Origin of the sequence: Haloarcula sp. Atlit-47R, assembly GCF_003665985.1 — an archaeon.
Lineage (GTDB): Archaea > Halobacteriota > Halobacteria > Halobacteriales > Haloarculaceae > Haloarcula > Haloarcula taiwanensis.
Genome location: NZ_QPLQ01000001.1, coordinates 1,279,078 through 1,298,125, shown reverse-complemented (window position 1 = coordinate 1,298,125; position 19,048 = coordinate 1,279,078). Strand labels below are relative to the sequence as shown.

Annotated in this window: 18 protein-coding genes and 2 tRNA genes; 8 read left to right on the top strand and 12 right to left on the bottom strand. The window is 63.8% G+C overall.

The window, feature by feature from the left end; translation table 11 throughout:
* Positions 1 to 114: 114 nt before the first annotated feature.
* Positions 115 to 1,260: a BMP family protein gene (locus tag DVK00_RS06765; RefSeq protein WP_121577472.1), complete on the top strand. Its 1,146-nt coding sequence runs from the start codon at positions 115 to 117 to the stop codon at positions 1,258 to 1,260.
* Complete coding sequence (locus DVK00_RS06760) at positions 1,260 to 3,632, top strand: methyl-accepting chemotaxis protein (RefSeq protein ID WP_121577471.1); 2,373 nt, start codon at positions 1,260 to 1,262, stop codon at positions 3,630 to 3,632. Before DVK00_RS06765 ends, DVK00_RS06760 begins: the two co-directional genes overlap by 1 nt.
* 180 nt (positions 3,633 to 3,812) lie before the next feature.
* Here DVK00_RS06760 and DVK00_RS06755 read toward each other — a convergent pair.
* Together DVK00_RS06755 and DVK00_RS06750 are read right to left on the bottom strand one after the other, a co-directional pair.
* A tRNA-Pro gene (locus tag DVK00_RS06755) sits at positions 3,813 to 3,885 on the bottom strand.
* 55 nt (positions 3,886 to 3,940) lie between these two features.
* On the bottom strand, positions 3,941 to 5,815 hold the full coding sequence (locus DVK00_RS06750; RefSeq protein WP_101348864.1) for an SLC13 family permease: 1,875 nt from the start codon (positions 5,813 to 5,815) through the stop codon (positions 3,941 to 3,943).
* 142 nt (positions 5,816 to 5,957) lie between these two features.
* Between DVK00_RS06750 and DVK00_RS21625 the strand changes: the two genes are divergently transcribed.
* Positions 5,958 to 6,131: a hypothetical protein gene (locus tag DVK00_RS21625; protein ID WP_199722445.1), complete on the top strand. Its 174-nt coding sequence runs from the start codon at positions 5,958 to 5,960 to the stop codon at positions 6,129 to 6,131.
* A gap of 31 nt (positions 6,132 to 6,162) precedes the next feature.
* On the opposite strand, the gene DVK00_RS06745 is transcribed toward DVK00_RS21625, so the two are convergent.
* The 3 genes from DVK00_RS06745 to DVK00_RS06735 form a co-directional block, all read right to left on the bottom strand.
* Complete coding sequence (locus tag DVK00_RS06745; RefSeq protein ID WP_121577470.1) at positions 6,163 to 8,145, bottom strand: hypothetical protein; 1,983 nt, start codon at positions 8,143 to 8,145, stop codon at positions 6,163 to 6,165.
* Positions 8,146 to 8,224: 79 nt separating this feature from the next.
* Entirely contained in the window at positions 8,225 to 10,270 is a 2,046-nt protein-coding gene (locus DVK00_RS06740; RefSeq protein WP_121577469.1) for a DEAD/DEAH box helicase, read from the bottom strand.
* 283 nt (positions 10,271 to 10,553) lie between these two features.
* Complete coding sequence (locus DVK00_RS06735) at positions 10,554 to 10,919, bottom strand: cupin domain-containing protein (RefSeq protein ID WP_101348861.1); 366 nt, start codon at positions 10,917 to 10,919, stop codon at positions 10,554 to 10,556.
* An 88-nt stretch (positions 10,920 to 11,007) separates the two neighbouring features.
* Between DVK00_RS06735 and DVK00_RS06730 the strand changes: the two genes are divergently transcribed.
* Positions 11,008 to 12,213: a CBS domain-containing protein gene (locus DVK00_RS06730; protein ID WP_121577468.1), complete on the top strand. Its 1,206-nt coding sequence runs from the start codon at positions 11,008 to 11,010 to the stop codon at positions 12,211 to 12,213.
* A gap of 3 nt (positions 12,214 to 12,216) precedes the next feature.
* Here DVK00_RS06730 and DVK00_RS06725 read toward each other — a convergent pair whose 3' ends face one another.
* From DVK00_RS06725 to DVK00_RS06710, 4 genes are all read right to left on the bottom strand, one after another.
* On the bottom strand, positions 12,217 to 12,864 hold the full coding sequence (locus DVK00_RS06725) for a phosphoribosyltransferase (protein ID WP_101348859.1): 648 nt from the start codon (positions 12,862 to 12,864) through the stop codon (positions 12,217 to 12,219).
* An 82-nt stretch (positions 12,865 to 12,946) separates the two neighbouring features.
* Positions 12,947 to 13,225 (bottom strand): hypothetical protein, encoded by a 279-nt coding sequence (locus DVK00_RS06720; protein WP_101348858.1) that lies wholly within the window; start codon positions 13,223 to 13,225, stop codon positions 12,947 to 12,949.
* 43 nt (positions 13,226 to 13,268) lie between these two features.
* Positions 13,269 to 14,057, bottom strand: coding sequence for an HNH endonuclease (locus tag DVK00_RS06715; RefSeq protein ID WP_233560764.1), 789 nt, complete (start codon positions 14,055 to 14,057; stop codon positions 13,269 to 13,271).
* A 165-nt stretch (positions 14,058 to 14,222) separates the two neighbouring features.
* Positions 14,223 to 14,293 (bottom strand) — tRNA-His (locus DVK00_RS06710).
* A 179-nt stretch (positions 14,294 to 14,472) separates the two neighbouring features.
* Here DVK00_RS06710 and DVK00_RS06705 point away from each other — a divergent pair.
* Positions 14,473 to 14,925: a DUF5814 domain-containing protein gene (locus DVK00_RS06705; protein WP_004590290.1), complete on the top strand. Its 453-nt coding sequence runs from the start codon at positions 14,473 to 14,475 to the stop codon at positions 14,923 to 14,925.
* Here the strand turns inward: DVK00_RS06705 and DVK00_RS06700 are convergent.
* Positions 14,917 to 15,351 (bottom strand): CopG family transcriptional regulator, encoded by a 435-nt coding sequence (locus DVK00_RS06700; RefSeq protein WP_121511981.1) that lies wholly within the window; start codon positions 15,349 to 15,351, stop codon positions 14,917 to 14,919. The two genes, DVK00_RS06705 and DVK00_RS06700, sit on opposite strands and share 9 nt — an antisense overlap.
* Positions 15,352 to 15,484: 133 nt before the next feature.
* Here DVK00_RS06700 and DVK00_RS06695 point away from each other — a divergent pair, with 133 nt between their 5' ends.
* Complete coding sequence (locus DVK00_RS06695; RefSeq protein ID WP_121577466.1) at positions 15,485 to 15,913, top strand: VOC family protein; 429 nt, start codon at positions 15,485 to 15,487, stop codon at positions 15,911 to 15,913.
* Positions 15,914 to 15,948: 35 nt separating this feature from the next.
* Here DVK00_RS06695 and DVK00_RS06690 read toward each other — a convergent pair whose 3' ends face one another.
* Together DVK00_RS06690 and DVK00_RS06685 are read right to left on the bottom strand one after the other, a co-directional pair.
* On the bottom strand, positions 15,949 to 16,563 hold the full coding sequence (locus DVK00_RS06690; RefSeq protein ID WP_121535950.1) for an RPA family protein: 615 nt from the start codon (positions 16,561 to 16,563) through the stop codon (positions 15,949 to 15,951).
* The gene (locus DVK00_RS06685) at positions 16,564 to 17,508 is read right to left on the bottom strand and encodes a replication factor A (protein ID WP_121577465.1); all 945 of its coding nucleotides are present in this window, start codon (positions 17,506 to 17,508) and stop codon (positions 16,564 to 16,566) included.
* 177 nt (positions 17,509 to 17,685) lie between these two features.
* Between DVK00_RS06685 and DVK00_RS06680 the strand changes: the two genes are divergently transcribed.
* Entirely contained in the window at positions 17,686 to 17,970 is a 285-nt protein-coding gene (locus DVK00_RS06680; RefSeq protein WP_101348853.1) for a hypothetical protein, read from the top strand.
* Between the two features lie 82 nt (positions 17,971 to 18,052).
* On the top strand, positions 18,053 to 19,045 hold the full coding sequence (locus DVK00_RS06675) for a mannose-1-phosphate guanylyltransferase (RefSeq protein WP_121577464.1): 993 nt from the start codon (positions 18,053 to 18,055) through the stop codon (positions 19,043 to 19,045).
* Positions 19,046 to 19,048 lie beyond the last annotated feature (3 nt).

The following is a 19,048-nucleotide window of genomic DNA, read 5'->3' as shown; positions in this document are numbered from 1 at the left end:
CAAACCGGGGTGGAACTGAACCGCGGCTGTACGGGGGTGGTATTAGTATCACTGTCGAGAATTGGGACCAGTAGTTTTTGCTGGTATACCTGATTCACTCAGAGTAGAATAACCGTGCGTAAACAAAAAATCACAAGGCGTCGGCTCCTCGCCAGCGGAAGCGCGGCCGCGACCGCAACGCTCGCCGGCTGTGCAGGCCGCTTCGGGGATTTCGGAGGGAGCGGAGACGAGGACACCGGCGACAGCCAGCAAGCGACGGAAAGCGACATCGACGTGAGCGATGCGGCGGCGACTGTCGGAATGGTGTACGCACTGGGCGGGCTGGATGACCGCTCGTTCAACGATGCGGCGAACCGCGGCATTCAGCGCGCGCGGCTCGATGACGGGGTCGAGTACACGAACCACGAGCCAACCAGTGTCGCCGGATTCGCCGAAGTACAGGCTGAGCTGGCGAGTTCGACAAACCCGTCATACGACCTGATCTGTTGTATCGGCTTTCTGCAGGCTGAGGGGCTATCTGAGACTGCAACGGAGTACACGGACCAGCAGTTCATGATCGTCGACTCTGTCGTAGAGGCCGACAACGTGGCGAGTTACGTGTTCCGCGAACACGAGGGATCGTTCCAGGCCGGGAACCTCGCTGGGCTGCTCACGACCAGAGATATCGACCTCGGGGCAGGCTCGACGAACCCGGACGAGACGACCGTCGGATTCGTCGGCGGCCTCGACCAGCCCCTCATCCACAAGTTCGAGGCCGGCTTCAGAGCCGGCGTCGAGTACGCCAACACGGACGTCGATGTCCTCACGGAGTATCTCGGGAATTTCGACGACGTGCAGGGCGCCCGCGACATCGCAGCCGGGATGTACGATGATGGGGCGGATATTGTCTACCACGCAGCGGGTGGTGCAGGTGTTGGCATCTTCCAGGCCGCACAGGCCCACGGCCGGTACGCAATCGGAGTGGACTCAGACCAGTCTCGCAGTAACCCCCGGTACGCTGATGTCGTGCTGGCGAGCATGGTCAAGCGGGTGAACGTCGCAGTCTACGACGCGGCGACGGCGACGGTCGCGGACAGCCTCCCCGCTGGTGAGGTCGTCTCTCTCGGGATAGATAGTGACGGGGTCGGCATTGTCTATGGCACTTCCCTCGAGCCGGCGATTCCCGATGACGTCAGGACGGCACTGTCGACATCGCGGGAGCAGATCGCCGCCGGCGACATCGTCGTCCCCACTGAGCGCTCCAGCACGGGTGGTGCCTGATGGCGAGCGGTCCGCTCGATGAGCTGGCGAGCGCACTTGATCGGGTCGCCCCCGAGTTCGTCCGGCAGCGGTTCGCTGCGAAGTTCGCTGTCGCGTTCCTCGCCGTGTTGCTCGTCATCGCGGGCGCTGGGGCGTTCACCTTCCAGGCGACATCCACAGCAGTCGAACGCCAGACGACCGGACAGCTCGCCGAGACCAGCCAGCTAGAGGGGGACGCTATCGGCTCGTGGGTCGAGCAGCAGCGCACGCACACACGCTCCGTCTCGCAGGGCGAGCCACTCCGGAGCGACCGACGCGCCGCGGCGTACATCCTTCTGCAGGACCAGCTACTGCCCGATGATGTTGTCAGTATGCACCTCGTGAATGATACTCGTGGCGAGGTGGTCGCCAGCACGGAACTCCCGCTGGAGGGGCGGTCGCTGTCCGAACTTGACGCGCCGTGGACGAACGCCGAAGTGCCGGAAGGGCCTGGGAACAACAGTCAGGTGTGGTCGAGTAGTCGGTCGTACCGCTCACCGGTCCTCAACGACGAGCCCGTGATGGCGTTCGCTAGCTCGGTCCCGAAGCGTGACGGCTCGCATCTCGTCGTCGTCACGCGCATCCAGAGCCAGGTCGACCGCCTCAGCGATACGAACTCCACGAAAGAAACCACGATTCTGAACACCAACGACGAGACGGTACTGAACATCGACCGCGAGTTCGATGCCGACACCCACAGTGAGAGCCTCGCAGCGATCCGCGACGCAAACGGTACGGCAACACCGGTGACAGCAGTTTCCGATGGTCGCGTGTACGCGTTCGCACCCGTCCCGACGACGAACTGGGTCACGGTGACGAGCCTGGACACGGCGCAGGCGTTCAGTGTCCGTGATACGGTCGGGCAGACGGTCGGACTGCTTGTCCTGCTGGCGCTCGTTTCGTTGTCGGCTGTCGGCCTCGTGCTCGGGAAACGGACTGTCGACCCACTGAAGCAGTTGCGGGACCGTGCCGAGCGCATCGAGGCCGGCGACTTCGATGTCGACCTCGAGACGAACCGCGCCGACGAAATCGGTCGCCTCTACGGTACCTTCGACGATATGCGGCTCTCACTCCAGAACCGTATTCAAGAAGCGGAGGACGCAGTCGAGGAGGCGAAGACGGCGCGAGCAGAAGCCGAAGAACTGCGTACGGAAGCGGAAGACGCACGGGCAGAGGCAGAGGAAGCCAGCCAGCGCCTCCAGGAGCGCGCTGCCGAGTACAGCGCGGTGATGCAGGACATCGCCGACGGTGACCTCACGAAGCGACTCGACGAGGACGCAGAGGAGACAGCGATGCGAGAAGTCGCGGTGGAGTTCAACGCAATGCTCGACGGGCTCGAAGCCACCGTCAGCGAGGTCGCGGCGTTCGCCGACGAAGTCGCGGATGCCACGATTGAGGTCGCGACTGGGGCCGAGGAAATCGAGACGACGAGCCAGACGGTCAGCGACCGCATACAGGAGATCACAGACGGAGCCATCAGACAGCACGACGACCTTGAGGAGGCCGCCGCCGAGATGGACGAGCTATCGGCGAGCATCGAGGAGGTCGCAGCGTCGTCGACGACGGTTGCAGAGACGGCCAGGGACGCCGTCGACCGTGGCGAAACCGGCCGGGAAGCCGCTGAGTCGGCCATCGACGACATGGCGGAAATCGAGTCCCGGTCGGCAGACGCGGTCGACCAGATTCTCGATCTGCAGGAGCGTATGGACGACATCGGCGAGATTGTCGACTTCATCACAGATATCGCCGAACAGACGAATATGCTCGCCCTGAACGCCAACATCGAGGCCGCCCGCGCCGACAAGGACGGCGAGGGGTTCGCTGTTGTTGCTGACGAGGTCAAGAGCCTCGCGGAGGAGACAAAGCAGGCGGCAGCAGAGATAGAAGCCGAAATCGCGGCCGTACAGACGGAAACCGACGAGACTGTCACCGACATCCGCGCGACCAGCGACCACATTGACACCGGTGTCGAGACTGTCCGTGAGGCTGCCGATGCGATCGAGGATACCGTCGACGCGATAGAGAACGCCAACGACGGTATTCAGGAGATCGCGGACGCCACAGAGGACCAGGCCGACGCGACGCAGAGCGTCGTCCACCGCGTCGACGGGGTATCCGAGATCAGCCAGAACGTGACGGAGGACGCAGAGCAGGTCTCGGCGGCCGCCGAAGAGCAGTCCGCGTCCGTCGCCGAAATCGCCCAGAGCGCGGATGAACTCCGCGACCGTGCCGACTCGCTGGCCCGGACCGTCGATCAGTTCGACACCAGCGGCAGAGCGGTCGAGCGCGGCGATACCGCCGGTGTCGGCGGGGAGCGCACCACGCGTTCGGCTCCCGACAGGACTGACGACTGACGCGACGTGCCCTCGCGGCGGGCTCTTTTCACAGTGTTGTTCGGAAAGTCGTTGCTGGACAACGGTAAGGACCGGCCACGAAGACGGGTGAGAGCAGCGACGACAGCAGGCGACTGGCAGTACAGACCGCTAGAGAGGAGCGGGAAAAGCGACAGAACGGTCGCATTCGGAATCCAGCTATGGGATCGCCCAGATTTGAACTAGGGGCGCGGGCACCCAAGGCCCGAAGGTTACCAAGCTACCCCACGATCCCGTACTACCACCTCGACTCGACAGCGTGTAAAGCGTTTCGTTGCGAGGCGGCCGTGTCACGCGGGAGCGAGGCCCCAGAAGTACGCGATGCCGAGCGTCGTCGCGACGGCGAAGACGGCCTGGAGCGGCGCACCGACCTTCAGATAGTCGGCGAATCGGTACCCACCAGGACCGTAGACGAGGAGGTTCGTCTGGTAGCCGACCGGCGTCATGAACGCCGTCGAGGCGGCGAAGGTGACGGCGAGGACGAAGGCGAAGGCGTTGGCGTTCAGTTGCCGGGCGGTTTCGATGGCGACTGGGATCATCAAAACGACGGAGGCGTTGTTCGAGATGATGTTCGTCAGGAGCGCCGTGACGAGGTACATGAGGCCGAGGACGACCGCGAGGCCGCCACCGGCGGTGAGGACACTGCCGGCCCCCATGACGAACAGCTCCGCAAGCAGGTCAGCGCCGCCGGTCTCCTGCAGGGCGATTCCCAGCGGAATGACACCGGCAAGCAGGAAGATGACGTCCCACTGAACGGCGTCGTACAGCTCGGGCGGGCGGAGACAGCCGGTGAGGACCATCGCGAGCGCCCCGCCGAGCGCCGAGATGACGATGTGAATCGGCGTCAGGGCCGCGACACCCACAACGGCGGCGACGATGCCGACCGCGACGGGAATCTTCGACTGGCGGAAGTCCGGTCGTTCGACTTCCTGGGCGACGATGAAGTCGTTATTGCGGTTGAGGCGGTCGATGCTGTCTGGGGTGGCCTGCACCAGCAGCGTATCGCCGATGCGGAGTGTGACGTGGTCCATTCGCTGGCGGTACAGCTCCTGTCCGTGGCGAAGCGCCAGCACAGTCGCGTCGTAGCGCTGGCGGAAGCTCGTGGAGACGAGCGTCTCGCCGATGAGCGAGGAGCCGGGAGCGACGACGACCTCGACGAGATTCTTTCGCTCGGTCGCGGTTTCCAGTTCCGCGTCGTCAACCTCAACCTCGGGAATTACGTCCAGCCCCTCGACGTCGAGGAGGTCGACAAGTGTGTCCCGGTCCGTCCGAACGGCAAAGACGTCGCCGGCCTGGATCGCTTTCTGTCCGAACGGTTCGAGGAACGTGCGCTTCTCACGGACCAGTTGGACGATATCCACGTCGAACTCCGAGACTCTGAGCGCCTCCTCGACAGTCTGGCCGATGAGCGGGGAGTCTTCGCGGACGACAACTTCGGTCAGGTACTCACCCATCTCGAACTCCCGGGTGAGGTCCTCTTCGGCCGGGATACGCGACGGGACCAGATAGCGCCCGACAGTGAGCAGATAGATCGTCCCGATGATAGTCACGATAATGCCGAGCTGGGTGAACTCGAACATACTGAACGGACGGCCGATCAGTTCCGCCGAGAGCTGCGAGGCGAGGATGTTCGTCGAGGTGCCGATGAGCGTCAACATCCCGCCGAACATCGAGGCGTAGGACAGCGGCAGCAGTAGTTTCGACGGCGAGAGCTTGCCCTTGTGCGCGATATCGGTCACCATCGGCAGGAGGATGGCGACGGCAGCGGTGTTGTTGATGAACCCGGAGATAGGCGCGACCAGCCCGACGGTCGCACCGAGCTGTTTCGTTTCGCTGTCCCCGGTCAGGGAGGCGATTTTCGCGCCGAGGATCTGGACGATTCCGGTCCGCTGGACGCCGTCGGAGAGAATGAACATCGCCAGCACAGTTATCGTCGCCGTCGAGGCAAAACCCGAAAGCCCGCGATCCAGCGGCGATAGCCCGTCGCCCGGCTGATGTAACACGTACACCGGCTCGGCGAGCAGCCCGATATCGGCCGCGAGTACCGTCACCGGTTCGGCCAGCATCAGCGCCACCATGACGGCGATAGCGGTCACGTCGACTGGCAGCGCCTCCGTCGCAAACAGCACCAGCGCGGCGACGATGGTCGCGAACACGAACAACATCCCCGGCGTGACAGGTGGCAGCGACACGTCTGTCCCCTGCGGGGCCAGTGACAAAAGGATGGGACGTTTGCGAGTCGGGCGTCCGCTGGCACCCTGACCCGGCGGCCGACGTTTATCCCTGTCCGGGTCGAACAGTATCCCAATGGGAATTTTCAACGATCTCGGTCGAAAAGTCGAGGAGCTGAAACAGGAGGTCGGAAACGCGTCCGACGACGAAGCCACCCACCGGTGTATAGAGTGTGAGACGCTGCTTTACGCGGACCACGACGAGTGCCCCGACTGTGGGAGCACGTCGGTCGTGGCCCTGAGCGAATAGCTACGACGAGGTGGACGCACCGGAAACGGGCTCACCGAACCGGTCCGTCGCGGCCGAGGTCGTCGAGCAAAGCGTCGTAGCTCCGGCCGAACACGGCCCGTTTTCTGAGCGAGGTTATCGCCACCTCGAAGACGGGAACGGCGAACTGTCCGTCCGGTCCGCCGACGACGACCGCCGCTTCGTGGTCCGTCTCGTCAGTCCAGTCGCCATCGAGATGTCGGACGAGTACCTCGCCGAAGTAGCCGCCGAGTTCCCGGACGACGCTGGTAAATGCGCGGTCGTCGAACGACGCATCGCTCCCGAACGTCGTCTCGGCGAAGCGCTCGTTGTCCCACTCTGTGTCGACCAGGTCATCGAGGCGTGACAGCGAGGCCGGGGAGAAATCGAGGTCGTGCTCGCCCCAGAACTCGGCGAACTCGACAGCGGTGTCAGCGTGGCCCGCGCGGACCGTGCCGGGATCCCACGAGCGGGCCGTCGAGCCAGCGGAGCCGTCCTGTAACGGTGTAGTCGCAGTGGCACCAGACGCCTCAGCGTCCGCAACAGAGTCCGATGCATCGGGACTGTCATCGGATGATGTCCCGGCGTCGGATTCCGCAACAGCTACCGGCTCGTCATCGACCGCCGCGGTGTTGTCGATGGCTGCAAGTGACTCGTCAGCCGTCGTTTCGGAAGCCGCCTCTGCGTCTGGAGCATCGCCTGACGACGCATCCGGCGAGCTATCGCGAGTCGGTTCGTCGTCCGTCGATGCGTCGGCCGGTCCGTCAGCGACTGTGTCCGTCGCTGCGTCGTCAACGGGTGTGTCAGTTGCCGACCCCACGGGCGCGGTGTCACCGGTTCCAGCATCGTCGCGGGAGTCGATAGGCGAGCCTGCTGGCGGTGTCTCGGTCGTCGGTGCGTCGTCCGAGGGGCCCGCTGTAGCACTATCGAACGAGGACTCTGCTTCGTCGATATATGCGGCCGCCTCGTCGGCCGCGGCCGAATCAGCGAACTCATCGGTAGCTGTTTCGGCGGTAGCAGGCGTGTCAGTGGCCGACGGCCGGTCACTCGGAACGGCGGTCGATTCCGCTTCGGTGGTTTCAGCGGTCGACGGCTCGCTACCGGCATCGTCTGACGCTGAATCGGTCGGGTCGGGGTTCGCGTCTCCAGCGATGTCGGTAGCCGTGCCATCAGCTTCGTTGGCCGGTGGTGCCTCGTTCGCTGGTTCGTCAGCAACGTCACCGACGACAGGTGTAGGGTCAGTGTCGTCCGACCCGTCACCCGTCTCCGCGTCGGCGTCGACCCGACGAACGACTCGGGTCGGCTCCGTTTCGACAGCCTGCGACGGCGCAGAAGCAGCGGTATCGCCGGCAGTTGTCTCACCTTGCTCGTCTGCCGCCGTCGGTTCGGGAGGTGCGTCGCGCTCGTCCGCCTGTCCATCGTCGACGCGGCTAACGATCCGCGTCGGCTCGGAAGCGCCGCTGTCGGTATCGGTTTCGTCCGTCTCCGGGACTGCAGGTCCGGCGTTCTGGACACTATCCAGTGCCAGTTCGGACTCCAGACGCGTCACGACGGCCGCAAACACCGGCTCGTTGCCGAACGAGCGAGCGGCCACGTCGAACACCGCGACGCCCACCTCGTCGTCCGGCCCGGAAACGGCGACGCCCCACCGGCCGTCGGACTGGACCCACTCACCGTCGTATGCTCGCACGAGGAGTTCGCCGAGATAGCTCCCGAACCGTACCGTGTTCTCGGTGTAGGTCGTCGTCCCCGCGGCGTCACCGACGGTCTCGCCGCCGTAGCTCTCCTCGATGGCTGTATCGAGACGGGCGAGCGCATCGGGGTCGAACGTCAGCGGGTCCGCGCCGTCAACGACGCGCTCGGCGTACTTCCGGAACGCCGTCGGGTCAAGCGTCGCCGTGTCCAGACGGTCCGGCCCATCGTCGGACGAGGAGTCACCTCCAGCCGTCCGTTCGTCCCCGCCGGTCGACGAGGCATCGCCACCGACGGCGCGACGGATCGTATCGAACAGGCCCATGGACACCGGAAGTACGTGCCGCTACAAGAATGTACGCCGAAAGGATATTCGGCCGACAGGTCTGCGGGGCGAAAGCGATTCAGTGCTCGTCGCGCAGTTCCATGTCGGCGACGATTTCGTAAGGATGCTGTCCCTTCCGGATGCCGTCGAGCAACTGGAACGCCTCGTCGGGCGCGAGGAAGTGCCGGGTCACAGCTCGGCCGAGCGGCGTCGGTGAGAGGCCGTCGATGAACTCGTATTCGAGCAGTTTCCCCAGTGCGTGTTTCGTCGGCACCTCGCCGACCATCCGGTCGTTGAGCCGCTTGGCCTGCTTGCCGGCAACGGTGACGTTCGCCAGCGTCTCCTCGACGGCCGCGCCCTCGTCGTAGCGGGTGATGACCGGCTCCATCTCGCCTTTCAGGAGTTTGAACGCCACTTCATCCTCGGTCATCTCCATGCTGTTGTGGTACGAGCAGTCCGGTTCGACCAGCATGTAGACGGTCCCCTTGTCGTGGTAGTCCGGGCGGCCCGCACGGCCGAGCATCTGGCTGAACTCCTGGACGGTGAGCCACTCGATACCCATCGCCAGCGAGTCGAAGATGACCTGCGAGGCCGGGAAGTCCACCCCAGCGGCCAGCGCCGCCGTCGTCACGACCGCCGCGAGGTCCTGGTCGGCGAACTGCCGCTCGACGCGCTGGCGCTTCCGGTTGTCCAGTCCGGCGTGGTACGGCGCTGAGCTGTACTCCAGTTTCCGTGAAATCTGGTGACAGCGCCGCCGGGAGTTGGTGAAAATGATAGTCTGACCGCGATAGCCCTTGCTGGACTTATTATCGAACGCCCGCTTGACCAGCTTCTTTTCCGTCTCAATCTTCTCGCGGCCGTCGGCGAACGTGACGTGGCGCTCGATGGGGACCGGCCGCTCCTCGAACTCGATGAGCGTCGCTCGGAGTTGGTCGGCCAGCTGGCCGGGGTTGCCGACGGTCGCCGAGAGGTAAATCCACTGCGTGTCGCCGCTGTCGGGCGCGCCGCCAGACTCACAGTAATACTTCAGCCGGGAGATGAGCCCGTCCAGCCGGTGGCCCCGCTCGTCCTCGCCGAGCGTGTGGACCTCGTCGATGACGACGGTGCCGACAGTGCCGAGATTCTTGCCAGTCCGGAGCGCGTGGTCGATTCCCTCGTAGGTCCCGACGATGACATCAGCTTCGGGGTCGAAGCGTCCGCCCTCGTCGGCGATACGGCTGGCACCCACGCGCAGCGACACGTCGACCATGTCGCCGTAGCGGTCCTGGAACTGCTCGTATTTCTGGTTCGCGAGCGCGACCAGCGGGACGAGAAACAGCATCTTGCCCTTGCCGTTGAGGACGCGGTCGATGCCGGCCATCTCGCCGATGAGCGTCTTCCCCGTCGCCGTCGCGCTCACGACCAGCTGGTCGCGGCCCTCCGTGGCCCCGTGCTCGACGGCGAGGCTCTGGACCGGGAGCAGGGTGTCGAACCGGGATTCGAGGTGTGCTTGCATACCCGGGTGGAGGTCCAGCGAGTCGACGCGGACGGGGTCGACCTCGTCGACGGTCGCCGAAATCTCGTCGAACTTCGTCAGGTCCGGGTCCAGTTGGCCCGACAGGAGGTTCGTCACCCGGTCGAGATCCTGGACTTCCAGTAGCAGTTCTTCGAGGCGGTCGCGCGCGTCGCCGCTGATGCTCCCTTTGAACGCGAGTTCGCGGTCGAGTTGCTGACGAGCGCACTCCGGACAGATGGTCTCGTCGTCGGCTTCGATGGCCGTCTCGCTCGTGATCGGCGAGTAGCGCCCGTCGGAGGCACACAGCCGGCAGCTCCGGACGACCTTGGCATCGATCTGGTACGCGTCGAGCATCTCGCGGATGCGCTCGCGGGCGAGCGGGGTAGTCTGCTCGGAGATGCGAATGCGGGCCGCACGACGGGCGATCTCGACGAACTGGTCGGGGGAGCGAAGCTCCTCGCTGGTCCCGTCCTTGATCCGAAGTCGGCGTGGGCGGGGGCCGGCGTCGGTCTCCTTGAGTTCGAGGATGCCGTGGAAGAGCCGGTCGCCGTCCCGCTGGGCGACGACGCGGAACTCCTCGCCGTGTTCGTGGAGGAACAGCGTCTCTACCTGTGCGGCCTGCTGTGACACAGTTGTCTAGTGGCGATTGCGCTACTTGAGCGGTTCGGACTAGGTGTGGGCGGGACGAATCACGCGGCTACGGTTTCGAACAGCCAGAACGCCCCGAGCCGCTGGACTACTGCGACTCGCTGCGCTCCTCGGTCGTTGCACTCCCTGCGGTGTTTAGGTCGTCTCGAACGCCCAGCGGTTCGCCCCTTTCGCTCCCACCCGGCCTGGATTGGGTAGTCGGCTCTGTGTTGGGCGCTCTGGTGCTCAGCTGTTGCTACGCCCGTGGAGATGCACATGCTAGCAGTCACTCCTGCAGTTTGATTTCGTCGTCGCCGGCGGGAACCGCACAGAGGAACGCACCCGGTTCGTCACCGTCGTTGCGGTACCAGTGGACAGCACCGGCGGGGATATGGAGGCTGTCGCCGGCTTCGACGTCGTACTCTTCGCCCTCGATACCGACGGTGTACCGGCCAGCAAGGACGTACTGCTCGTGTTCGACCTCGTTGGTGTGTTCCGGTACACTGCCGCCGGGGGCGAGCGTGAAGCGCCGAATTGCGAGATTGCCACCGCCGGTCCCCTCGCCGATGAGAACGCCTTTTTTTAGCCCGTCAGCTGCGTCGACACCCTCGTACTCGATGTCCTCGGCCCGCCGAATCAGTGGGTCGCTCATGTGTGAGACATCGCGGGTGCAGCGCAAAGGCGTGGCGGCGGGAGTCCCGCCAAGGGGGCTTAAGACCGTCCCGCGTCAACTCCTCGATATGCGCCGGTTTCGTATCGGAAGCGCGTTCGGAATCCCGATCCAGTTGGACCTGACATTTCTCCTCGTACTACCGCTGTTCGCCTGGATTATCGGGACACAGGTAGAGCAGACGACCGAGCTCCTGAACGGGACCTTGAACGCCGGGCTGGACGCCGCCGTCCTCACCGACGGTGCACTCGTCTGGGTGCTCGGCATCGGTGCGGCCGTCGGCCTGTTCGCCGGCGTCGTCCTCCACGAACTCGGCCACTCGCTCGTGGCCATCCGCTATGGCTTTCCCATCGACTCCATCACGCTCTGGCTGTTCGGCGGCATCGCCCAGCTCAGCGAGATGCCCGAAGACTGGAAACAGGAACTGGTCATCGCCATCGCCGGTCCTATCGTCAGTATCGCCGTCGGCGCTGTCTGTTACGTCGCGTTCCAGATTCTCCCGAGCGGCGTGGGGACAGCAATCGAATCAGCCCGGTTTATTCTCGGCTATCTCGCGCTGATGAACATCGCGCTGGCGGCGTTCAACATGCTCCCGGGGTTCCCGATGGACGGCGGCCGCGTCCTGCGTGCGCTGCTCGCCCGCCGACGGTCCTACGCCAGAGCCACAACCATCGCCGCCGAGGTCGGGAAGGTGTTCGCCATCTTCCTCGGCCTGTTTGGCATCTTCGTCCTCGGAAACATCTTCCTTGCCGGCCTGGCCTTCTTCATCTACATCGGCGCGGCGGGCGAGTCCCGCCAGACCTCGATGCGGGCCGCGTTCGAGGGCGTCACCGTCGCGGACGTGATGACGCCGGCGGACCACGTAACGACGGTCCCCGAAGACATGTCCGTCCGGGAGCTCATCCAGACAATGTTCAGGGAGCGCCACACCGGCTATCCGGTCGAGCGCGGCGGCGAGGTCATCGGCCTTGTCACGCTCGAAGACGCCCGCGCCGTTCAGGAAGTCGAGCGCGATGCCTACACCGTCGGCGACGTGATGACGACGGAAATCATCACGATTAGCTCGGACACCGACGTGATGGACGCGCTGACCTCGCTCCAACAGAACTCCGTCGGTCGCCTGCTGGTCACTGGCGAAGACGACTCCTTCGAAGGGCTGCTCACCCGATCCGACATTATGACGGCACTCTCCATCATCAAATCGAGCAGCGACTACACCGCCATCGGCGAGCCGGAAACCGAAACCGTCCAACCCGAATCCAGAATAGAGCGGTAGCGGTCACTCGGCGGCGAGATACGACATCGCCGCCTCGTCGGAGACCTGCTCGAACTGCTCGTAGTACTGGCCGACAGCGCGGAACTCCGACGGTACCTCCAGACAGATCACCTCGTCGACCAGCGCTTTGAGGTCCGATATCGCCCGTGGCGAGGCGACCGGCACCGCGAGGACGAGGCGCTCGGGGTCAGCCTGTCGAATCTGCTCGATGCAGGCCCGGGCCGTCGCGCCCGTCGCCACGCCGTCGTCGACGAGACACACCCGCTTGCCGGTAAGTGACAGCGATGACTTCGAGTCACGGTAGCGCTGGGCTTTCTGCCGGGCGGTTTCGGCCATCTCCGATCGCGTGTTTGCAACGTAGTCACTGGGAATCTCTCGTCGGTTGATGACATCGCTGTTGAGCCAGACCGAGCCGTCGGCGGCGACAGCGCCGATAGCGTACTCGGGGTTGTTCGGTGCGCCGATCTTTTTTGCGACCGAAATATCCAGTGGCACATCGAGCGCGTCAGCGACTGGATGCCCCACCGGCAGCCCACCGCGCGGGATAGCGAGGACGATGTCGACTTCGATATCCCGCTCGCGCAACGCCTCTCCAAGCCGGTTTCCAGCCGCCTGCCTGTTCGCGAACGTCGGAGAGCGGTTGCGTCCCATACTGGTTAGTTCGCTGTCTTGATGCAAATATTTCTGCATTCTGGTGGTCAGCTGGAACCCTCGCGCCAGCCGGAGGACACCGTTACTCGGTGTCCAGCGCCGCGGCGACCGCTTCGAGTTCCCCCTTCCGGAAAGGCTGCTCTGCGTCCGCAGGGTTGTCATCCTCCTGCTCTCCGATTTGCCAGAGGATTCCCGCCCGCATCTGTGGTTTCGATGGCAGTCGGTCCGTATCTACGTCGTATCCGACAGCCTCGCAGATCGCCGCCAGCGCTTCCTTGGTGAACGCAGTCGAGACCGGCCGTTCGTACCGCCCGACAGCCTCGCGGATCTCGTTCCGCAGTTCGTCGACAGTCGGTGACATACGGGTACTGGCGGCGGGACCGATTGTGTAGGTTCCGGTCCAATTACACCGTCGTGCCGCCTGCGACAGGGGTATCCATTCGAGGGATACTGGCCCGCCAGCGCAACTTCGCCCGCGAGACATGGTCGAACTCCGCTCGGCGATGGCAGCCCGGACACAGCGAAATGACGTTGTCCAGCATGTGTGCGTCCCGAACGGCGAGCGCCCGCATTGCGGCGAACAACCGAACCGGCACGATGTGGTGCACGTCCGGGTTCCGGCCCAGTTCGTCGGCATCAGTCCCACACAGTACGCAAGCGTGGTCGTCCCGCGCCAGGGCTTGCTCGCGCACCGCCCGCCATCCCGGTCCGTATTCGCCCACGCCACCGCCGCGCCAGTTCGGATGCCCGTCATCGGTGAACGCCGCCGAAAGCCACTCCGCGTGGCAGTCACGGCTGCAGAGGACGACTTCACTCTGAATCTGACTCGGATATCGCTCAATGCGGGCGTCGCAAACGTCACAGGAGCCCGATAGTTTGCCACCGGACCACGAGTGGTGTGCAGCTCCAGAAATTTGTGGCGGGTCGCGCCACGCCGCGTTCTCGACACAGTCAGAGCAGTACACCCCATCTTTCTCCGACGGGTAATACTCGAACTTCGCGCCACAGACCTCGCACTTCGTCTGCTCTGTCGCATCCGAAAAGTTCGGATTAGCTTTTCCTTCGTACGATACGGCGGCATCGTGGCAGTGCTCCGAACAGTAGGCTCGGGCGGACTCACAGTAGAAGGAGTCTCCACAATGGTTGCACTCTCTATTCGGTAGCCGTTCGTCGTGGACGCGGCTATGATGCACTCCAAGACCACGTCGACTATCGAATACCCGACCACATGTCCGGCAGTCGAACTTTTCACAGGGCAGACAAGAACGTAGTAGATAGTAAATATGAGCCGAGTAGGGTGAAAATAAAACTAAACGTACCGATGTCCTCGGTTCAAGACATATAAGAAAATTTATACAGTCCGGGTGCGGGAATTGAACCCACGTCTCAGCCACCACAAGGCTGAAGGATACCACTACCCCAACCCGGACACGCTCGCTGAAGCATTCGTAGATATTCCGCTGGAACAGAAATACGTTACGAATCTGGAAACCAGTGAGTCGTGAGAGCGCATGACAGCGGTTGCACATCGGTTCGGAGTGGGTTTCGACTAGGTCACCGGCTGCTTCGAGACGCTTTTACACAGCCGACGCGTACAGAGGGGCACGCGTGGCCATCACGGACAAAATCTACGTCAAGAACCACCAGCAGCTTGCCTCCCAGCTAGAGACGAGCTTCCCAAAGGGCGCGTTCAAGGGTGCGACGCTGGACATCCTGTTTCAGGGCGAGGGGTTGGCAAAGCTCGACGAAGCCTCCAGAGAGCGAGTCCTCGATTTCGCTGAAGACTTTCTGGACTGTGACTGTGAGGCCAACCCCCACTGTGGCTGTGCCGAGCGGAAGTTTATTTCGTACCTGCTGGAACTCCGCGAACAGGGAATGGGACCGGACGCCATCGTCGACGTGATGAGCGACGACTACATGCTGTATGCCTATCCGGGTGACGTGCTCTCCTTCCTCGATAACTCCGTCAGAACGTTAGAAGCCGTGGAAACCCTGGCCGACGTCGACGGGCGAGACGACGTAGCCGAAGACGTGCAACAGAAACGCCAGCGGTTACTCTAAGTCGTCGAAACTGCCGATGCGATAGGAGGCGTCCTCTTCCTCGCTCTGGTCAAGGTCTTCGAGGTGGATGACCTCGTCCTGATCCATTTCGTCGAGTTGCTGCCGGAGCTTGGTGACGTAGCGCTTGTGTTCTTCCAGTTGTTCGCGGAGGTGCTCGGCTTCGAGTTCGAGTCGTTCGTGCTCGCGGACGAAGCTCTTGGGTACTTCGACCTTCGGGGGGAAGCTCTCGGTGCTGGTCTCGGTTGCGTCGTCCTCGAACTCGTGTTCCGGCGCGACCTTCACCTGGCCGTCGTGGGAGACGAGCGTGTCGACGTAGTCACGAAAAACTGCAGAGAGCGAGATATCGCGCTCCTCGGCGATTTCGCGGAGGGTTTCGAATTTGTCCTCGCTGACGCGAAAGGAGATTGTCTTGTTTTTGTTACCCATAGTTATGTACTGTTTTAGCAGCAACGTATTTAATCGTTTGTCAGACGCTACCGGACCCGCACCTCGGTAGCCGTCTCCGGCAACAGTCGAACCGCCGTGATTTAACAGCCGGCCGACCTCGGTATCGGCAGAGATGGCGACAGATATCGACGCAACCGGCCACCACTTCGGCATCATCGTCAGCGACCTGGACCGCGCCGTCGAGTTCTACCGCGACGTGCTCGGACTCGACGTACTGACCCGCTTTTCCGTCGGTGGCGAGGCGTTCGGAACCGCTGTCGACATCGAGGGTGCCAGCGCCGAACTGGTCCACCTCGATGCCGGCAACGTCCGTCTGGAACTGGCGACATACGAGCCGGAGGGCGAGACCATGCCCGACCCCGACCTCAATCGTCCGGGAGCGACCCATCCCGGGCTGGAAGTCGACGACCTCGACGCCGTTGCCGACCGGCTCCCCGGCGATGTTGAAACGCTCAGCGGCCCCCAGACGACCGAAAGCGGGACGACAATCATGTTTGTCGTCGACCCCGAAGGGAACCGAATCGAGCTACTGGAGCCGTAACGCCAGTCGCAAAGAAACCGCCGACAGCGTCGAGGTTAGTCCGCGCTGGCTTCGGCCTGCTCGTCCTGTAGGCTCTCCAGCGCGCCGACGACCGACTGCCGATAGTTCTCGATTGACAGTTGCTCGTACTCCTCGTCGGCCATCGCGATGTACTCGTCGGTGGCCGGGTCCTCCATGTCGGCCTCCTTGTACCGCTTGACCCGATCAAGCGTCCGCTCGGCCGTCTCCACGACCCAGCGGTCCCGTGTCGCCTCGTCAACCTCGGAGATGGATTCTGGGCGAATCGAGACGTTGACTTCGCCCTCGTCGGTCTCGTAGGTGCGTGGTTTGCCGACGACGGCGACGTAGGCTGGCGGCTCCAGTTCGCGGAGCATCGACGCCGCGTCGGGCTGGTACTGCCCGGCGTACATGAAGAACGTGTCGCCGTTGGGGTCGACGACCCGCCCCTGCCAGTACTCGCTATCCTCGCCGACATCCTCGGTCTCGGTGAGGGTCCCGACCAGGAACACGCGGTTGGCGCGCTGGCCGGTCGGGAGGAGGACGTACACCGGCGCACGGTCGTCGTCGGATTCCTTGAACGTGTAGCTCGCGTCGTTGAACTCGCGTGCGAAGACGCGCCGTGCGACCTCGCGGGTAGGTGTACTCGCCATTTAGATCGACCTCGCTTTGATAAGAATCTCGTCTGCATCCACAGCCCCGGTCAGTCGTTCCTGCTCGTCGGCGAGCAAGTAGCGGCCGAAGGTCGGGCCGCGAACGCGGTAGTACCGGCCGAGGATCTTCTGTCGCATCTCGTCAGCAACGACTGTGGTGTCGAGCGCGTCCATCGCCATCTCTTTCGCCTCTTCGAGGGCGATGCCGGTCAGTTCCTCGGTCGCTTCCTCGTCGAAGATGACCTCGGTGACCTCCTCGCCGTCGTCGAGGACGCCCTTGATGCGGAGGTCGAACTCGCCTTCGACCTCGCCGTGTTCGCTACAGCGGCCGTTCTGGAGGACGCGCGTGCAGTCGTCCTCCGGACAGCGTTTGATGAGCCCGGAGCCGGACTGGATGTCGACCAGTGCGCCTTCGGCCTCGACGCTGTCGTCGCCGACCTCGATCTCCTCGTCGAGTTCCTCGATGGTGGTCGTCCGGTTGAGCTTCACCGAGAAGCGGCCCTGGTACTCGTCGGTGACGACGTTGCGCAGGGCGTAGGACGTGCCTTCTTCGAGCGACGGGAGGTCGGACTTGGACCACTTGGTGAACTTGATTGTGCCCGTCTCGTCTCCCAGCAGGCCGACCTGGGCCACGGCGTCGGCGCGTGGCTCCCAGAGTTCGACGACCGTCGCGCGAACGTCGACCCACTCCTCGGGGGCGTCGACATCGGCGACGTTCACCTGCTCGTTGCCGCCACCGTCGCCGCTGCCCAGCTGGTCGCGGTCCATGCCGGCCTCGTCGAGGTACGTGTTGACGACGCTCCGGCGGGCCTCGCTGATCGGGACCTGATAATCGTTGACCAGCGTATCGAGACGCTCGACGACATCGTCGACATCAATCTCTAGCTGGTCGGAAAACTGCTCGTGTATCTCTGTCGCGTGGGTTCGCAAATCTGACTCAGTCATTGGCTGTCACTGTCTCCGCCTGGTTTTCGTTGGGAGACGTTCGATGGTTGGTCGCCTTTGGTTATAAACACTCGCCCAGCGGAGTGAAAGTGAACCTGCGTGCGAATGTCGCGGCCCCGAATTGAGTTGTGAGGGCCACGCGAGAAGATTGATTTGTGGCCGGGCACAACGGTCAGTATGGCCGACGACGACCGACTCGCACGGTTCATCCGGGAGACCTTGCGGTCGGCCGAGCAGCAACTTTCCGACGCGAAGAAGGCCTACAAGAACGGCAAGCGGTCGGCGGAGGCCGGCCTGCCCAGAGACGAGGAAGGGCGGGCCCGAATCGTCTGTCGCCGGCACGCCGAGTACCGCGCGGTGTCGATGGACGAGCAGCGACGGCCAGTCTGCTACGACGCGGAGAACCCAGACTGTCAGGGCTGTGTCGAGGATATCAGGGGCGGCACCATAGAGACGTGGTAAGTCGCTGACGGCAGTGGCTTCGGCCGGTCCTCCCCTCGGTCGCCAGTACAACACTTTAGCACCGGCCGGCTGAACGCGGAGTATGGAGCGACCAATCGTCGCGCTCGTTCTGGCCGGCGGGACCGGCACACGTCTGTATCCGGCGAGTCGAAGCGACCGGCCCAAACAGTTTCTCTCCTTTGGGGCGGACAAGTCACTACTCACCGAGACTGTCAACCGTGTGGGGTTCGCCGACGAAACCTACGTGCTGACCCGGGAGTCATTCGCCGATGGGGTCCGAGAACGTGTCCCGAATACGGCAGTGTTGACCGAGCCGGACCCCAAAGATACCGGGCCGGCCCTTGTGTACGCAGCCCACCGAATCCGCGAACAGGTCGGCGACTGTGTCCTGTTGTGTCTGCCCAGCGACCACCGGATTTCGGGGCCGTTCGAGCGGGTCGGGCGGACGGCCGCGCGAGTCGCAGTGGAAACGGAGGGGATCGTCACCGTCGGCATCGAACCGGACCGGCCGGCGACCGGTTACGGCTACATCAAGCCGGGCCCGTCAGAGAACGGCTTTGCGCCGGTCGAAACATTCCACGAGAAACCTGACCGGGAGACCGCGACGGAGTACGTCCGGGAGGGATTCTACTGGAACGCCGGGCTGTTCGCGTGGACGCCGACGACCCTCCTGTCGGCGGCAGCGTCCTCGCCGCTTGCACCGATGGTCGAACGGCTGGACGAGGACGCCGATGCGGCGTTCGACGTCGTCGATCCGGTGAGCATCGACTACGCTGTCCTCGAAGACGCCGAGAACGTCTTCGTCGTTCCGGCGGCGCTTGACTGGGACGACCTGGGGTCGTGGGACGCTTTCGAACGCGTCCTCGACAGTCAGGACCGGAACGCGGTGCTCGGCGACGCGGTGACCATCGACGCCGACGGGAACGTGCTAGCAAGCGACGGCCACGTCAGCGCCGTCGGCGTCGAAGACCTCGTGGTAGCTTCTTTCGACGACCGGACATTGGTCGTTCCGAAAGACGAGGCCCAGCGAGTCAGGGAAGTGGTCGCCAAACTGCGGGACGATGAGCGGTTCTGACTG

Bases quoted from the DNA above. Each gene is read 5' to 3' on its own strand.
- DVK00_RS06760 (WP_121577471.1), top strand. From the start codon at position 1,260: ATGGCGAGCGGTCCGCTCGATGAGCTGGCGAGCGCACTTGATCGGGTC.
- DVK00_RS06750 (WP_101348864.1), bottom strand. From the start codon at position 5,815: ATGTTGTTCGTGTTCGCGACCATCGTCGCCGCGCTGGTGCTGTTTGCG.
- DVK00_RS21625 (WP_199722445.1), top strand. From the start codon at position 5,958: ATGGGAATTTTCAACGATCTCGGTCGAAAAGTCGAGGAGCTGAAACAG.
- DVK00_RS06745 (WP_121577470.1), bottom strand. From the start codon at position 8,145: ATGGGCCTGTTCGATACGATCCGTCGCGCCGTCGGTGGCGATGCCTCG.
- DVK00_RS06735 (WP_101348861.1), bottom strand. From the start codon at position 10,919: ATGAGCGACCCACTGATTCGGCGGGCCGAGGACATCGAGTACGAGGGT.
- DVK00_RS06730 (WP_121577468.1), top strand. From the start codon at position 11,008: ATGCGCCGGTTTCGTATCGGAAGCGCGTTCGGAATCCCGATCCAGTTG.
- DVK00_RS06725 (WP_101348859.1), bottom strand. From the start codon at position 12,864: ATGGGACGCAACCGCTCTCCGACGTTCGCGAACAGGCAGGCGGCTGGA.
- DVK00_RS06720 (WP_101348858.1), bottom strand. From the start codon at position 13,225: ATGTCACCGACTGTCGACGAACTGCGGAACGAGATCCGCGAGGCTGTC.
- DVK00_RS06700 (WP_121511981.1), bottom strand. From the start codon at position 15,351: ATGGGTAACAAAAACAAGACAATCTCCTTTCGCGTCAGCGAGGACAAA.
- DVK00_RS06695 (WP_121577466.1), top strand. From the start codon at position 15,485: ATGGCGACAGATATCGACGCAACCGGCCACCACTTCGGCATCATCGTC.
- DVK00_RS06690 (WP_121535950.1), bottom strand. From the start codon at position 16,563: ATGGCGAGTACACCTACCCGCGAGGTCGCACGGCGCGTCTTCGCACGC.
- DVK00_RS06685 (WP_121577465.1), bottom strand. From the start codon at position 17,508: ATGACTGAGTCAGATTTGCGAACCCACGCGACAGAGATACACGAGCAG.
- DVK00_RS06680 (WP_101348853.1), top strand. From the start codon at position 17,686: ATGGCCGACGACGACCGACTCGCACGGTTCATCCGGGAGACCTTGCGG.
- DVK00_RS06675 (WP_121577464.1), top strand. From the start codon at position 18,053: ATGGAGCGACCAATCGTCGCGCTCGTTCTGGCCGGCGGGACCGGCACA.